This window comes from Paenibacillus whitsoniae (genome assembly GCF_003955665.1).
GTDB classification, from domain to species: Bacteria; Bacillota; Bacilli; order Paenibacillales; family NBRC-103111; genus Paenibacillus_E; species Paenibacillus_E whitsoniae.
Window position 1 is genome coordinate 18,326 of the sequence record NZ_RXHU01000006.1, and the last position, 16,567, is coordinate 34,892.

Genomic DNA, 16,567 nt, shown 5'->3' on the forward strand with positions numbered 1-16,567 from the left:
GCCTGCTTAAGTTGGCGATAAGCCTTGCCATTCGGTTACGCAATGAAGGAAACGGAGAGTATGGGGAATGAAAAAAGGTTTAATCTACGCCATTCTGGCTTATATCGCCTGGGGGCTGCTTCCGGTGTATTGGAAGCTGTTCGGCAGCATGCTGCCGGGGGAAATTTTGGCGCACCGCGTAATATGGTCGTTCGTGTTTATGACGATCCTGCTGCTGGCCGGCAAGGGGCAGTGGAAGGCGTTCACCCAGCTGCTGACCGTGCCGCGCACGCTGCTCGTCGTCGCCACCAGTTCGCTGCTGATCAGCGCGAATTGGCTCATCTTCATCTGGGCCGTGAACAACGGCCACGTGATCGAAACCAGCATCGGCTACTACATTACGCCGCTGTTCAACATCATGCTCGCGGTGCTGTTCCTCCGCGAGAAGCCGACCGGCGCCCAGTGGGTCGCCGTGGGACTGGCCGCGATCGGCGTCGCGATCGCGACGATCGACTACGGACACTTCCCGTGGGTGTCCGTCTCGCTGGCGGCTTCCTTCGGCCTGTACAGCCTCGTGAAGAAGCGCGTGGCTTACGGCGCTTCGATCGGCCTGGCCGGGGAAACCGCGGTCGTGCTGCCGCTCGCGCTGATCTACGTCGGCTACTTGTACGCGACGCATCAAGCAACCGTCGGCACGCTGCCGGCGTACAAGCTCATCCTGCTGCTCCTGGCGGGCGCAGCAACGGCCATGCCGCTGCTCTGGTTCGCCAAAGCAGCGGTGCGTCTTCCGCTCTCGATGCTGGGCTTCATCCAGTACATCGGGCCGTCGATCACGCTGCTGCTGAGCGTGTTCGTGTTCAAAGAGAAGTTCTCGCCTGCGCTGCTGGCGAGCTTCGCTTTTATCTGGAGCGCACTCGTCGTCTATGCGCTGGCCTCGATCCGCACGGCGCGGGCAGCGGCCGTGCAGCGATAGTGACGCCGGACGGGGGAACTTTGCGCCTGGCGAAGCGGCCGTTTGTACAGCCCGCCCGGGCTGAGCTCACCCGAGGCTAGCTGATCTCCGCGTCCTCCCCGTCTGCTCAACTGGAATTTCTCCATTCCATTTTAGCAAAATGGTGCAGTTCTCCCCAATGAACTGGAAAACCTCCAGTACATTTAGAGGGACTACATGAATTTGACTTAATTTGGCGCTCATGAGCTGGAGCAATTCCAGTTCATGTCCCCATTTTCACGAAAAAGGCGTGGATGAACGGGAGGAATTCCATTTCAGCAACGCACGCACGAGCAAGCGGCTCCATAGGAACGGCTCTGCATATAGAGCTGACCCTATTTACGCGCCTTGTGTTATCAAACCAAGCTTACTCACCCCAAATGCCTGCAACCCCGCAGGCGTTTTTTGCATTTCACGCGCAGAAAATGCCCGCATTTCTGCTCGAATCGTGCGCGACGCGACCGGGATTCACCGGAGCGTTTTTCATTTTCCTCTATGCAAGCGTAATCATACCGAAGTACAATAGGTAGGAATACGAAATCAGGAAGGAGCGTGCCGACTTGAAATTCCCACCGAGACTACGGCTGTTTGGCAATCGCAGAAGCGCGCTCTCGACGATGATTGCGACGAATTTGTTTATTTTGTTGATTCCCTTGGCGATGGGGGTCTTTCTCTACACCGCGGTCGAGAAGAGTCTGGAGAGCAGCTCGAACCGCTCCAATGCCGCAATGCTGGAGCAGCTCAAGCTGTCGCTCGACAACAAATTTGCGGAGATTGATACGCTAATGAAGCAGGTCGTGTTCGACCCGAAGCTCGATTACATGCTCAAAATTCCCGCAGATTCCGACGCGGCCAGCCAATACTTGTTCGTCGAATTCATGCGGGACAAGATGGCCAAGTATCGCAGCATGACGAGCTCCTTTATTTTTGACTATTACGTGTACTTCGCGACCAGCGATACGATTGTGAAATCCGATCTGTTGACGGACTCGCGGAGCTTTTATAGCACCCACTACACCTACAAGGACCTGTCCTACGGTCAGTGGAAAAGTATGCTCCAAAACGAACACAGCATGTCCTATTTGCCGACTACACCGCTGATCGGAGCGCCATCCAATGACGATGCGCTGCCGAAGGAAGTCATCACGTATGTGCAATCGCTGCCCATTCTGACGCAGTCGGCCAATCTCGGCAGCTTCGTCGCGCTGATCAACGTTGATCAGGTGAAGCAGCTGTTCGCACAGATGGAGTCGGCCAGTCACAGCGCGATCTACATTCTGGATGCGAACGGCAATACGATCATCAGCAACAGGGGGAATCGCTTCCCACAAGAACTTCATGAGCGGGTCGAGCAGGGAGCCGAACCGTTTCCTTTTAAACTGCAAGGCGTCGATCAGATGGTCTCGGTCGCATCCTCACAGAAGGCCGGCTGGAAGTACGTTTCGATTACGCCGGACGATATTTTTATGAAGCAGGTGAATCAAATTCAAAGCTGGGCCATTCTTCTGTTCGGCCTCTGCGTGATTATGGGGCTGCTTGCCGTCAGCATCGGGGCTTATCGCAATTACAGACCGCTGCAGCGAACGGTGAGCGCGATTATGCGCGGAAAAGAGATGAGCAAGCGCCCCCTCTCGGACGAATACGAGTTCATCCGTCAGACGATCGAAGGCTCCATGCACGAGGAAAAAAGCTTGCGGAGCACGCTCAAACAGCAAGTGCCGTTTATTCGCGCCAATTATTTGTCCCGGCTGCTGAACGGGCATATGGACGTGGACGTCTCCATGCCGGGCGAGGGAAGCCTGCAGTTTATGGAGCTTGATTTTGTCAGCGACCGCTTTGCGGTAATTTTGGTCAAAATCGAAGAGGTGTACCCGGGCGCTGAAGATGAGGAGCAGCGCTGGGCGCATGCCCGGTTCATCATCGCCAACGTTGGCGTCGATATGATCGGCGTGCATCACATGGGCTTTTCGCTGGAGCTCGATCGGGATCGCGTCGCGTTCCTGGTCAACCTGGCCGAGAATCGCGAGGAAGCCGAGGCCGATCTCAGGGAAATCGCCCAGTGGCTGTTTACCATGATCTCGGAACGGTTCCATATCGGCATCACGGTGGCCGCCGGCGGAATCCATCAAGGGCCTAAGGCGATTCGGAACGCATATCCCGAAGCGCTGGCGGCGCTGGAGTACCGGCTGATTCTGGGCCAACATGCCATCATTCATTTTAACGACATTAATGATTCGAAGCAGCATTACTATTATCCGCTGGAAGTCGAGACGCAGCTTATCAATTTTGTGCGGAGCGGCGATACGGACAACGTCGAGAAGACGCTGGATAACATTTATGCGATGAATTTTGAAGCGAGCCATATGACCCCGGAGCTGGGAAAATGTTTGTTTTTTAACATCATCTCCACATTTCTGAAAATCGTGAACGCCACCCATGTGGCACAAGGCGCAGTACTTGGCGCCGACTTCGACCCGATCAAAGAGGTATTCGGCAATTCGACCGCGCAGGGCATGCAGGAGAAAACGAAGGAGCTGTACCAGCGGTTAACCCGCCTGTTTATCGTCGAGCGGACCGATCACAGTACGCAGCTGCTGCAGGATATCGTGCGCGCTGTGCATGAAGAGCTGGGCAATCCGAATCTGGGGCTTGCCCAAATCGCGGAGCGGTTCGGAATGACACCGCAGTACATCTCTACCTTTTTCAAAAAGAATCAGGGACAAAACCTGCTCGACTACATTACCGCCAACCGCATTCAGAAGGCGAAAGACCTCATGGAGAACAAGGAGCTGACGATTGTGCAGATTTCTCAGAAGGTTGGCTATAACAACGACGTTGTGTTCATTCGGGCTTTTAAAAAGCTGGAGGGCATTACGCCGGGCAAATACCGGGAAACGATGCTGGCGAATAGAGCCAGTGTGGACGTATAGAGGCAGCCCTTCGGGGCTGCTTGTCTTTTTTCAGAAAAGCAACTGACGATTTTTAATGTGGCACTGATTCGTTTTCTGCTGAAGGGCATTTCTTACGAAACGTCGGCGGATGTGAAAACTAGAGAGTATTCAGGCTCGTTTCGGGGAGCTACACTGGGAACCAGACACGGCAGCAACGCTTACCGCAGCATACAGTTCCGCAGCACGCAAACTAAAGGGAGGCAAACCAACCAATGAAGAAGCATCTTAAACAAACAGGTTCTGTTCTTGTCGTTTCACTACTCGCGATTTCGGTTGCCGCATGCAGCAGCGATAACGGAAGTAAGGCTACACCGGCAGGCTCCTCAGCCGCTTCGACGGCCGCAGCAAAAGAATCGCAGCCGCCGAAATTGTCTCAGCTCACGTACTGGGTACCGAATCATTCGGCCGCTTCCTCACAAATGAAATCGTACGCTGACATGGGCATGTACAAAGAGCTGGAGAAAATCACCGGCGTGAAAGTCTCATTCCAGCATCCGCCATTAGAAGTGCCGCAGGCGCAAGAGCAGTTCAACCTGATGATCGCGACGAACGATCTGCCGGACGTCATTGAAGCAAGCTGGGGCGCAACAAGCGGTGCCGTCGTCCGCTACCCGGGCGGTCCGGAGAAAGCGATTTCCGATAAAAAAATCGTCAAGCTCAACGACCTCATCGACAAGTACGCGCCGAACCTGAAAAAGCTGCTGGACGCCCACCCGGATTGGAAGAAGCAAATTTCTACCGATGAAGGCAGCATCTACGCATTCCCATTCCTGCGCGGTGACGACAAAGTGCGCGTGTTCTTTGGGCCTTCGATTCGCCAGGACTGGCTCGACAAGCTGGGGCTGAAAATGCCGACCACGATTGACGAGTGGTATACGGTGCTGAAAGCTTTTAAAGAGAAAGACCCGAACGGCAACGGCAAAGCGGATGAAATTCCGATTTATCTGGATAAAAACCTGTTCGCGACCGACGCTCCGTTCATGGGCGCATGGGGCATTAACTACAGCTTCTACCAAGACAAAGGTGTCGTGAAGTACGGCCCGATTCAACCGGAATATAAGGACTTCCTCGCTACGATGAACAAATGGTACAAGGAAGGGCTGCTGGATAAAGACTTTGCGGCGCCGAACGACAAGCTGCTGGATAACAAAATGACGACGAGCCTGCTCGGCGCAACAGCTTCCTTCAACGGTGGCGGTATCGGGAAATATGCTGGTCTGATGAAGGATAAAGAACCAAGCTTCAACCTCGTCGCAGCTCCGTATCCGGTGCTGAAGGCGGGCGATAAGCCGATCTGGGGACAGAAAGATTTTGCCTATAACGGGGTTGGGGCTGCGATCTCCACAGCGAACAAGAATCCGATTGAAACGGTGAAGTGGCTGGATTACGCATACGGCGAAAAAGGCGACCTGCTCTTCAACTACGGCATCGAAGGGCAAAGCTACAAAATGGAGAACGGGAAAGCCGTACTCCTACCAGAAATTCTGAATCCGCCTGCGGGCACTTCCGTGCAGCAAGCCGATGCGAAATATACCCGTGCGACATGGAGCGCGCCGTTCGTCCTCAGCGACAACTTCCAAACGCAGTACATGGCGTACCCGCAGCAAAAGAAAGCGCTGGAAATCTGGTCGGCGCCGACCGTAGAACGCAAGATGCCGCTCGTCACGCCAACGCAGGATGAAAGCAGCAAGTTCGCATCCCTCGTAACGGACATTCAGACGTATCAGGACGAAATGCTGCTCAAGTTCATTATGGGCGTAGAGCCGCTCGACAACTTCGATAAATACGTGAAGAAGATTGAAAGCATGGGCATCCAGGATGCGATCAAAATTCAACAAGCGGCGCTGGAGCGCTACAACAAACGCTAAGCATAGGGCGGTGGGGGCGGGAGATGAGCATTCATCTCCGCCTCCGGCGCGATGCAAGAAGAAAGGCAGGGCCTGACTATGACACAGCACGCGAGCGATCTTGGGGTGCGAAGGGCGGAGCCGTCCCGTAACGTTCAGAAGACGTCCTGGCTGCAAACGATCCGCAAGGACTGGAAGCGTCACTGGGCCATTTATCTGATGGCGATTCCGGTGATTGCCTATTATCTCATTTTTCATTACGGGCCGATGTATGGCCTGCAGATTGCGTTCAAAGAGTACTCCCCGGCAAAGGGAATTTTGGGAAGTCCGTGGGTTGGTTTCAAGCATTTTGAGAGCTTTTTTAATGGCATTTATTTCTGGCGGTTGATCAAAAATACGATCCTCCTCAATGTGTACGATTTAGTGTTCGGCTTCCCGGCAGCCATCGTGTTGGCGCTCCTGCTCAACGAAATTCGTCAAGCGCGGTTCAAACGTGTCGTGCAGTCGATTTCGTACCTGCCGCACTTCGTCTCCATCGTCGTCGTGGCCGGACTGATGGTCGATTTTCTGAGCCGAACCGGTCTTGTCAACCAAATCATCGGCATTTTCGGGATCGAACCGATTGATTTTCTGAAAGAAGCGGGCTGGTTCCGATTCCTGTTCGTTTCCTCGGGCATCTGGCAGGGAATCGGCTGGGGCTCGATTGTGTACCTGGCGGCGATCTCGACCATCGATCCTACCCTGTATGAGGCAGGACGGATGGACGGAGCGAACCGCTGGAAGCAGACGCTGCATATTACGATTCCAGGCATCATGCCGACGATTGTAATTTTGTTTATTTTGCAAATGGGAAATATGCTCACGGTAGGCAGCGAGAAGGTGCTTCTCTTGTACAACCCGCTCACGTATGATACAGCTGACGTTATTTCGACGTATGTGTACCGCAAAGGGGTGCTGGAAGCCAGCTATGGTTTTACGGCGGCCGTCGGTTTGTTCAATTCGGTGATCAGCTTCATCCTGATCGTAACGGCCAACACGGTTGTGAAGCGCATCAGTGAGAATAAACTATGGTAGCCGAAGGCACGCAGGCATCGCAGGCAGGGCTAGGCAAAGGAGATTGAAAAACTATGAGACTATCGCGTGGAGAACGAACCTTCGGCTATTTCAATGTCGCACTGATGCTCGCGCTCTGTGCAGTAACTTTGTACCCGTTTCTGTACGTACTGATGGCATCGTTTAGCAACGCGACGGATTTGCTGCAGAACAGAGGGCTGATGTGGCGGCCTGCGGGTTGGGATTTAAGCGCCTATAAAGCCGTATTCAGCAATCCCATGATTGCGGAAGGCTACAAAAATACATTGATCTACGTATTCCTGGGCACAACGATCAACCTGATCATGACGGCGATTGGCGCATACGTGCTGTCGAGACCCGGTTTATATTGGAAACATACATTGATGTTCTTCATCGTCATTACGATGGTGTTCCACGGCGGTCTGGTGCCGTCCTTCCTTCTCGTGAATAACCTGGGCATGATGAACACGATGTGGGCGCTGATCATTCCAGGTGCGATCAATACGTTTAACATGATTATCATGCGAACTTCGTTTCAAGGCATTCCCGTCAGCTTGGAAGAGTCGGCACGGATGGACGGGGCGAACGATTGGACGATTTTGTTCCGGATCGTGATTCCGCTTTCGCTGCCGGTCATGGCGGTCATGGTGCTCTGGTATGCGGTCGGACACTGGAATTCCTATTTCAGCGCACTGCTCTATTTGAGAAATCGTGAAGATTATCCGCTCCAGCTGGTGCTGCGCGAGCTGCTCATTGAGAACAGCACGGACGCGTACTCGGCCGGCACGGGCGGTGACGATAAATACGCAATCGGCGAGACGATCAAATATGCGGCGATCATCGTGTCGACGGTGCCGATTCTCTGTTTGTATCCGTTCCTGCAAAAATATTTCGTTCACGGCGTGTTAATCGGAGCCATCAAGGAATAAGAGGAGTGACAGCATGCGAGGTGTAACGTACGAGAACGCTCCCAGCGGTTGGAATGAAGCGCTGCCGCTGGGGAACGGGCATTTTGGCGGCATGGTATTCTATGAGGACAACCGCCTGACGATGGCGATGAACCATTACGACGTGTATTACCGGAAGTTGAACCGATATAGTCGGGCGTTTCGTGAGGGTGAAGGGCGAGACTTCGAGCGTCAATATGGCTATTCGTTCGAGGAACTCCGGCAGCGGGCGCTGGAGATGTATCGGAATCCGCAGCAGGAGGCGATCTTTCTGTACGGAGATGCGCTGTCTCCGGAGAGCATGTACCGCAAGTATGGCAAGGCGTCCGGCGGGACTTCGCATTATCCGACGGGGGAGCTAAGATTGTTCGTGAACGAGGGGCTGAGGGAGGCTGCGCGTTCATCGCTCTCGCTGGATGTGGAGCGGGCGGAGGTTCGGTTGGGTGTTGAGGTGGGTGAGAAGGATGGCGAGGAGGAACCTCGGCAAGACGGCGAAAGGCTGGAAGCGTCCTTTTTCGTTGCTCAGGGTGAGGATTGGCTGGTGACGGAGATTCGGCAATCTTCACCTGGGCTGCTGCCGGCCGTGGAGCTGGCGGTCCCGGCCAGGCGGTACGTCAACATGCAGGTGACCTATCATCAGGAGGACGAGACGACATTTTACTACCGGGGATCGTTTTATCCGGATGGCGAGGATCGGGAGCGGCATGCTCCTTTTTCTTTTGTCGTGGTGATGAAAATCGTGGGTGCTGTCGGGCGGTTGCTGGACAGCGAGGATGGGGATGGCCTGCATATTGAGCTTTGCGAGGCAGGCCGAGAAGTGACGCTCCTCACGACAGTTGTAACGGAGGAGGAAACGGGCGATCCGCTCCGTTTGGCGTTGGCGCGTGCGGCTGGGGTAGATCTTGCACGTGTAGCTATGCTGCGGGAAGCGCATCGACAGCATTGGACGCAGTTCTGGCGGCGTTCGTCGGTTTCGCTGTCCGATCCGGTGCTCGAAGATTTGTGGTACATCAATTTGTACGCCATCGCTTGCAGCAGCGGCCGAGGGGGCCGGATGATCGAGCAGGCGTGCGGACTGAACGGTTTGTGGGACATCAAGCAGCCGACCAAATGGGGCAGCATGTGGTACTGGGACGTGAACATTCAGGCGGCGTTTTGGCCGCTGTATACAGCGAACCATTTGGAAGTGGCGCAGGCGTTTAACGATGGTCTGCTCTCGTATGTGGCGGAAGCCGAGCGCATGGCAGAGCAGTTTTATGGGATGGAAGGCATCGCCGGGGATTATCCGCATGCGCTGTACTTCTCTATTTGGCCGTGGTGTGCTCAGTTCCTGTGGAACTATTATCGGTACAGCGGGGATCTCGGGTTTCTGCGGGAACAAGCCTATCCGCTTTTTAGAAAGACCGCCCGATTCTTCGAGAGCTTCCTGCAGGAAAATCCGGAGACCGGACGGCTGGATATTTTTCCGGACATTTCGCCGGAGCAGGGGCCGCTCACCCGCAATTCGACGTGCTCGCTATCGGCGGTGAAGTACTTGCTCTTGATCGCAAGCGAAGCGGGAGAGCTGGTCGGGGCGGCGGAGAGCGACGCCTTCAAATGGCGGGCGCTCGCCGAACGGCTGGCGCCGTATCCGACGGGGGAGTCGCCCGGCTACGGCGGCGTGTTCCTCGACTCGGAGTGGGCGCCGGCGACAGTGCATTTGCGCCATCCGTCGCTGCTCATGCCGATTTACCCGATCGGAGAAGTCGACCGGTACAGCGAGACGGACGTGCGGCGCCGGGCCGAGAATACATTGCGCTACGCCGCCAAGAACACGGAATACGGCATGTTTCAGTTCGGTTGGTTGTCTTGTGTGGCCTCTCGATTGGGCTTGGGCGACACCGCGCTCCGGCTGCTGTATGAGCAGGGCATCGACTTGTCCCTGCGGGTAAATGGATTGTTCGCCGAAGAAACCGAGCGTTGGATGAACTACTGCAACATCACCAACGAGCCTTTGTACCATCCATTTATGATGGAGGCTTCGGGGGAGCTAGTCGCCGCCGTGAACGAAATGCTGCTGCAAAGCTACAGCGGGGTGATCGAGGTGTTTCCCGCTGTGCCTGACGGGCTGTCGGAGATGGAGCGTCCAGCCGGGGAGTACGCGCATCTCGTATATGGGAATGTACGTTCTTATGTGGCTTGGGAGGAGTGTGCTTATCGCGGGCTGTTGGCGGTAGGTGCTTTTGAAGTCAGCGCCCGGCGAGTTGGGGGCCGCACGATGTGGGTGTACGTCGTGAGCCAGGCGGGGAATCGCGCGGTGCTGCGGCACCCTTGGGCAGTTGGTACACGGGTGCAAATCTGGGGCCGAAACGGCACTGGTTGGTCAACGGTGCAGGCGACAGCGGAAGGCGATTGCCTCGCCTGGGATACGCAGGCAGGGTGGGCCTATGCGATTTATCCGCAGGAGGTGGAGCTGCTGCCGGAGGAGATTGAGGGGTGGTGTTTGGCGTCTTCCTTTTCGAAGCGTCCAGATCCGCCTAGCGCAGGGTCAGCAACACCACGAGTCGTGAGGCCGCTCGTCCACCAAGCGCATACCGGCCGGCGCGTTTTCCTCGGCAAAGACGGGGAGACCGACCTGCTTCGCAAGCTCGATCATTTCACGTTTGATTACTACGCCGGTAATCATCGGGAATCGCGCCTAGCGGCGTATCGGCTCGATTTCGGCGTCGGTGCGGAGACGCAGCAGAAGCGCTACGAGCTGGCGCTGCCGAGGCAGATGCACGTGGGCGGCGTGCTCGGGCAGACATTCCGGCCGATCTCGCCGGACATGCTGTTCACCGCGCGCGCTGGCATCGGCTGGGAGCCCGGTAGCGCTGCGCTTGTTGCGCTGGATCGCGGAGAGCCCGACGAGCTGCGCCGGGATTTCATCGGCGGCGAGACCGAGGCGACGTTCGTCATCGAGCTGCCGCGCGGCCGATACGACGTGCTGTTCATCACCGGCGACAGCGAAGCGCCGTCGTACACGGAGATTGCCGTGGAAGGGCAATCGACCTGGAAGCCGGAGCGCGCGCTGCAAGCGGGCGAGTTTGCTTGTGATATTTTGCCGATTGCGATGAGGAAGGATGGGTATGCGGGCATCCGGTTCAGCACCTTGCCGGGAATGGTGTGGCGGATCAATGTGCTGATTGTCAATAAGGGGTATGTGTATTTGTAAGGGATTGCTTATAGCTTTGCGGCGATACGAAAAAGACACCCTTGAGGTGTCTTTTTATATTGAAGATTACTACGTGATGTTATGATATTGTCCATACTTTGAGCATGGTTTAATATGGAAATACAGTACTCCAGAAGAAACGGCACTCTTAATAAAAGAGCGATTTCAACTTTAGTTCATTCCGCTAACGAAGAACGTTTATTGAACGTTTGACTATTTATTATCCCTCGTGATAAGTCCAAGAATAAACAGGATAATTCCGATAAGTGGAATTATCACTTCAAACAGATGCAATCTAATATGCATATTGTTTTGAACGTAGTACATCAATACAAAGAGAAAAATACCTGACAGCATTAATTTGTTTGATGGCATTTATTAATCACCTCAGTCCAAGTTTATCATATTGATTGAATGTTATGCTTAAGAACGATAGCGAGGCGATGGAACTGATCCATCGCTTGTTTTTTAATTCTGTGCCACTCATGACGTGATCCACGGCACCCTCATTAGCCTCGGGATGGCGATTCTCACGGCTCAAATTTTCGCGAAGATCAAGGCTCCAAAGATCAATGGCTGGATTACCATGTTTGGATTGGGCGTGCCCGGGAACGGCATGCTGCTGCGAGCCGCTTGTACCCTAGCCATCCCTGGCCCAGTAAAACTCAGAAAGTACGGCTAGAATTTTTATTCAGCTGGTAGATAGACCAGGCTAATAAAGTGGCGAAACATGACCACAATAAGTAAGGAACCAGCAGCCAGGCGGCTAGCTTGGAATAAGGAATCGTGTAGTAGATCAGAAGGAACGTAGTAACAGCAACGACAAGGGTATCCAGGAAAGCTAAACGGAGGTTTTTCAGTTTAAATTCGAAAAAAGTAAAGGCTTGATTCGCGATATAGTTGATGAACAAGATCAGGATGTAGGCTATGGATACTTCCTGGAAGCCGTCGGTTTTGGTATAGACGATTGCAATTGACAGGGAAATCAAGACATAGAGGATGCTCCAAACAATGCCGAATAATTTGGGCGGAGGGCTCCATGTTGGCTTACGAAGACTTGCAAAATACGCCAGATCGGTAGGAAACAGAACACTTGAGATAGAGAAGAGTGCATAAGTAATAAGGAAAACAGTAATAAACGATAACAAATCGAAGCACCTCCATTTTGTTTATCCTAGTATATTAACCTATATGATTTACTTTGACTAAAAAGGATAACCTGTTACTATAAAATTTTAGTATTTCTACGTAAAGGCAGGATAGTTGTAACTCAAATAAGCGAATAAAAGTAAAAAGCCGCCTTACAGGCGGCCTAAGCGTTATCTCTTTTTCACTTTTAACAATCGTAAGCTATTAAGTGTCACAATCAAAGTAGCCCCCATATCAGCCAAAATCGCAAGCCACAAGGTCAGCCAACCGGGAATGATCAGTACCAGGGCCAGTAGCTTGATGCCCAAGGAAAATGTTACGTTTTGTTTGATGATCGACAAAGTTTTTTGGCTTAGTCTTATTGTGTGTTGCATGTTCGATCAACTCCTTACTATTCGATGAAGTAACTGAATTAATTACAAAAAATAAATATTGCCATCAACATAATAATCCCCTAACACGAACCTTTGTTTTCTATTTTATCCAAGCATTCTGACCATGTAAGGCATTTGCAGCTTAGTCCACTGTCTAGTATCTGTATCATAAAATTAAGTTGCCTCTTTCGCTCTTCAAGTTGAGAGCGTTTTGCTTTGCCATCTGTTCCCAACGCTCTGATAGTAGGCATTGTGATTTATCAAAGACGAAAAGCAAATGGATCATCTTGTATGCGACCAGGGTGTAAATGCAATTCCTGCCAAATGAATGGAGCTTAATGGATATAAAAAAAGAGATACCAGTGGCTTGCTGTCATACAGTTTAGCGAAAATGCAGTCCATTCCTAACATTTTCAGTCATAGCAAGTCATGTAAATGTGCCTATTATGCTGCAGCTAGCAGGAGATGATGAAGCGAAAGCATTCTTGCAAAAAGACATTCAAGCAAATATAAACATTATTACCGGACAATAACCGGCTCAAGGAACAGTGATTCATTGAACGAACGGGAAACGTTAGCTGAATAAAGACACCGGGGCAGCCGTCCATGATGATCGGCTGCCTTTTCCTCGTCGCTAAAGGGCAGCTTAATAATAGCCCCTACTTTTGTTATAGGTAATTCAAATAAAATGATAGGTTCTTTTTAACACTATAAATGGCATGTTTTATAATTACCATAAAGTGGTTAACGGAGGTGAGGAGATGAATGTCTTTTGTACTGCAGCTGGTTTAATTGTCGAAGATAACAATGTTCTTCTTGTAAAAGTTACTTATGGAGCCAATAAAGGGCGCTGGATGCTTCCAGGAGGTTTTGTAGACGAAGGGGAAACATTTCAGGAAGCCGCAATAAGAGAAGTAAAAGAAGAAAGTGGACTGACTGCTGAAGTAAAAAGCCTTATTGGTGTAAGAGATGGGATTAGAGCTATTCATAATGGTAGTGAACACGGAATATACTTAGTATTTGAAATGGAAGTAACTTCAGGTACTGTTAGTATTGATGGTTATGAGGTTGATGAAGCTAGATTCATACCTGTAGAAGAAGCTCTGCGAGATCCATTGGTAATCCATTTAACGAAAGAAATGATTATCGCACATCGTTCGAATAATAAAGGATTGCGTCAACTGCATAAAACAGTGCAAGCTAACAATAGCTGGACAAAATATGAAGTTTTAGCTTGAAATTCAATTGAGGCACTAAGTTATCAGGAGACTATAGTTGAATAATTAGGGAGCAGATTGCCGCGGCTGGCAGATGCTCCCTTTTCATTTGAGGTAAAGGGAGGAGACTAAGATTATTTCATGAATTATTAATGGTAAAGTTTAATATTGTGCGGGAGGGAATTTATTGAATATAGAAATCATACCCCTCGATGACTCTCATATTCCTAAAGTAAAATGCCTGTTAGCTGGTTACTTAAATTCTTCTTCCAATGGAGTGGACGAATCAGCTCCATCACCAGAGCAACTAGAACTATGTGAACAAGTCTTAAATAGGTTTATTAAAGACGTCTCATCTTATTGTTATTTAGCTAAGCAGGATCATGATTATATTGGCTTCATCGTCCTCTCCTGGAGCTTCTCCATTAGCAAAGGTTACCCAATATTGCGTATAGAGGCTTTATATACATCATCGAAGCATAGAAAGAAGGGCGTTGGCAAAAAGCTAATGGAGCATGCCATTAATCTAGCTAGTGCTAATAATGCCGCACGATTACAGCTCGAAACAGACGATGATAATGCCCCTGCTCGTACTTTGTATAAGCAACTTGGATTTAAATTAATAAAGGGTAAGGGTGTATATATGTCATTTTTATAGATATTATGGTTTCGAATTAACGGGACACTATAGTTGAAATGGGGATTCCAATATGGTTGTTAGCTTGGAAAAAATACGATTCTTAGATATAAAGAATTTACACAGTGGACGGATACCCTGAATGATCTACACGAGAGCATTTGGTTGCAACCGCTATCTGAAGGAAAAGCATCAACCGGAGAAATCATTCCACACCTTGAGAACTGGGATAATTACCTTATCTCGGTAATTATCCCGGCGATTAAAAATGACGAAGGCATGATATTCCCGGACTTCGATTCGTTTAACCAAATAGCTTACGAATATGCGAGATCGGTAGTTTCTAAAGCTAGTCTGCTCGACTTGTCCTCACACGGGAACACCATATTCTTTGCTTTACATCATTCACGAATTTAACGACCACGACAACCATCACAAAAATCAAATAATTGAGGCAGCGCACACGAACCTTTGCTAGCATCGGATAGAACACTGATCTACGGTGTGAAAAATGAAGCGCGATTCATGAAAATCTCTTGGATATTTTCAACAATCGGCCCATCCTCTTCAGACTTACGCTTCACCTCGAGCCACTCGGGATCTTGCCGGAATGCACCCCAAATTTTCTGACGTTCGTCCATATCTTTATATGCCAATACATAATACAGCTTCGAAAGGCCGGTTTGATCGATCCAGAAATCGGTTACTTTTATCCCCAACCGCTCAAAGATCATGAGCGTATGCTGGCTGAAACGCTGTTGAATGGCTTCCATTTTACCCTCGTACATCGTATAAATACGCAGCTCGTACAGCATGACCATTTCCTCGCTTTCATTAATCCTGTTTTGTGTAATCTGCTCTTACAGTAGCTGAATTTTAATGGGAAGGCAATATAAATAACGCGTGGACAAGAGGGTAATTGGAACGAGATAATCTGCTTATCTCCAGCCATGAATGAAGAGGCATATTTTTAACGATAGCTCAACCAGAACAGGGAGCAGGCCACAGCGGCGCTGCTTTCTGTTCTATTGAAATAACGGCAGAGTAATCCGAGTAAATGATAAATATATTTGTGAATGATGGGGCAGTTAGCCGAAAACTACTCCCAGAATGGCTAGTTTCCATCTATCAAAAACGTTCAAGCACGATTTTACCCACGGTCCGACCGGTTTCCAGAAGACGGTGCGCCTCGCGTAAATTCTCGGCGTTGATAGGACTTAACTTCTCTGCAGCGGTCGTTCCGAGGATCCCTTGATCCACGAGTTTCGCGATTTCATTCAGTAGGTGATGCTGCTCGATCATATCGTCCGTCTGATACTTCGAGCGGGTGAACATGAACTCCCATACGAAGGTGGCGCTCTTATCCATAAGCAAGGTCAGATCTAGCAACTCTTTCGTCTCGACGATCGAGCAGATTTTTCCTTGCGGCGCAATGACCTCAGCCATATTCCTCCAGTGCTGCTCTGTACGGTTCAAGCAGAATACGTAATCGACATTTTGAAATCCGATCGCTTCGAGCTGTGGCTTGAATGATTCGTAATGATTAATGACGTGATCCGCGCCCTTCTCCTTCACCCACGCCATCGATTCCGGGCGGGAGGCGGTTCCGATGACGGTTAGACCGACATGTTGAGCTAGCTGCACGGCAATGGATCCCACGCCGCCTGCCGCTCCGATAATCAGGATCAACTTGCCTTTATTTCGGGCTTGATCGTGCGAGATGCCCAAGCGGTCAAACAACCCTTCCCATGCCGTAATCGCAGTTAAAGGCAAGGCTGCAGCCTCAGCAAAATCGATACGGGACGGCTTCTTACCGACGATGCGTTCATCGACAAGGTGAAACTCGCTGTTGCCGCCTGGGCGTACGATACTGCCGGCATAGAAAACTTCGTCTCCGGGCTGGAACAAGGTGACCTCCGGACCGACCTGCTTCACCACACCCGCTACGTCCCACCCCAATACCTTCAGCTGACTTTCGACGCGGTCCTTGGGCGCTCTTACTTTGGTGTCTACGGGATTGACCGAGATAGCCTCCACTTTAATGAGCAGATCCTTTCCCGTTGGAACCGGCTTCTCGATTACGGCATCCACCAACGAGTTGGTATCTTCGATTGGAAGATAGTTATACAGCCCTACAGCTTTCATCAATTCTTGCGACATATTTTATTCCCTCCTTTAGTTGTTGTTTTTGGTTCAAAATACTGCGTC

General features: G+C 51.1%; 11 protein-coding genes and 1 pseudogene. 8 read left to right on the plus strand and 4 right to left on the minus strand.

What is annotated here, in order from left to right; genetic code table 11:
- Positions 1-67 precede the first annotated feature (67 nt).
- From rarD to EJQ19_RS01220, 6 genes are all read left to right on the plus strand, one after another.
- Positions 68-952, plus strand: a complete 885-nt coding sequence (gene rarD / locus EJQ19_RS01195; protein WP_126139391.1) for an EamA family transporter RarD — start codon at positions 68-70, stop codon at positions 950-952.
- Positions 953-1,530: 578 nt separating this feature from the next.
- The gene (locus tag EJQ19_RS01200) at positions 1,531-3,900 is read left to right on the plus strand and encodes a helix-turn-helix domain-containing protein (RefSeq protein ID WP_241242673.1); all 2,370 of its coding nucleotides are present in this window, start codon (positions 1,531-1,533) and stop codon (positions 3,898-3,900) included.
- Positions 3,901-4,133: 233 nt separating this feature from the next.
- On the plus strand, positions 4,134-5,789 hold the full coding sequence (locus tag EJQ19_RS01205; RefSeq protein WP_126139392.1) for a type 2 periplasmic-binding domain-containing protein: 1,656 nt from the start codon (positions 4,134-4,136) through the stop codon (positions 5,787-5,789).
- A 78-nt stretch (positions 5,790-5,867) separates the two neighbouring features.
- Positions 5,868-6,842, plus strand: a complete 975-nt coding sequence (locus EJQ19_RS01210; protein ID WP_126139393.1) for an ABC transporter permease — start codon at positions 5,868-5,870, stop codon at positions 6,840-6,842.
- A gap of 53 nt (positions 6,843-6,895) precedes the next feature.
- On the plus strand, positions 6,896-7,771 hold the full coding sequence (locus EJQ19_RS01215) for a carbohydrate ABC transporter permease (RefSeq protein WP_126139394.1): 876 nt from the start codon (positions 6,896-6,898) through the stop codon (positions 7,769-7,771).
- A gap of 13 nt (positions 7,772-7,784) precedes the next feature.
- A complete protein-coding gene (locus tag EJQ19_RS01220; protein ID WP_126139395.1) occupies positions 7,785-10,982 on the plus strand; it encodes a glycosyl hydrolase family 95 catalytic domain-containing protein in 3,198 nt (1,065 codons plus the stop codon).
- Between the two features lie 665 nt (positions 10,983-11,647).
- Here EJQ19_RS01220 and EJQ19_RS01225 read toward each other — a convergent pair.
- Together EJQ19_RS01225 and EJQ19_RS01230 are read right to left on the minus strand one after the other, a co-directional pair.
- The gene (locus tag EJQ19_RS01225; RefSeq protein ID WP_126139396.1) at positions 11,648-12,130 is read right to left on the minus strand and encodes a TspO/MBR family protein; all 483 of its coding nucleotides are present in this window, start codon (positions 12,128-12,130) and stop codon (positions 11,648-11,650) included.
- Between the two features lie 171 nt (positions 12,131-12,301).
- Positions 12,302-12,496 (minus strand): annotated as a pseudogene (locus EJQ19_RS01230) (hypothetical protein); the annotation flags it as partial.
- Between the two features lie 770 nt (positions 12,497-13,266).
- Here EJQ19_RS01230 and EJQ19_RS01240 point away from each other — a divergent pair.
- Positions 13,267-13,743: an NUDIX domain-containing protein gene (locus tag EJQ19_RS01240; protein WP_164716254.1), complete on the plus strand. Its 477-nt coding sequence runs from the start codon at positions 13,267-13,269 to the stop codon at positions 13,741-13,743.
- Positions 13,744-13,909: 166 nt separating this feature from the next.
- A complete protein-coding gene (locus EJQ19_RS01245) occupies positions 13,910-14,380 on the plus strand; it encodes a GNAT family N-acetyltransferase (RefSeq protein ID WP_126139398.1) in 471 nt (156 codons plus the stop codon).
- A 476-nt stretch (positions 14,381-14,856) separates the two neighbouring features.
- On the opposite strand, the gene EJQ19_RS01255 is transcribed toward EJQ19_RS01245, so the two are convergent.
- Both EJQ19_RS01255 and EJQ19_RS01260 read right to left on the minus strand, forming a co-directional pair.
- Positions 14,857-15,174, minus strand: a complete 318-nt coding sequence (locus EJQ19_RS01255) for an NIPSNAP family protein (protein WP_164716255.1) — start codon at positions 15,172-15,174, stop codon at positions 14,857-14,859.
- 313 nt (positions 15,175-15,487) lie between these two features.
- The gene (locus EJQ19_RS01260; protein ID WP_126139400.1) at positions 15,488-16,519 is read right to left on the minus strand and encodes a zinc-binding alcohol dehydrogenase family protein; all 1,032 of its coding nucleotides are present in this window, start codon (positions 16,517-16,519) and stop codon (positions 15,488-15,490) included.
- Between the last annotated feature and the right edge of the window lie 48 nt (positions 16,520-16,567).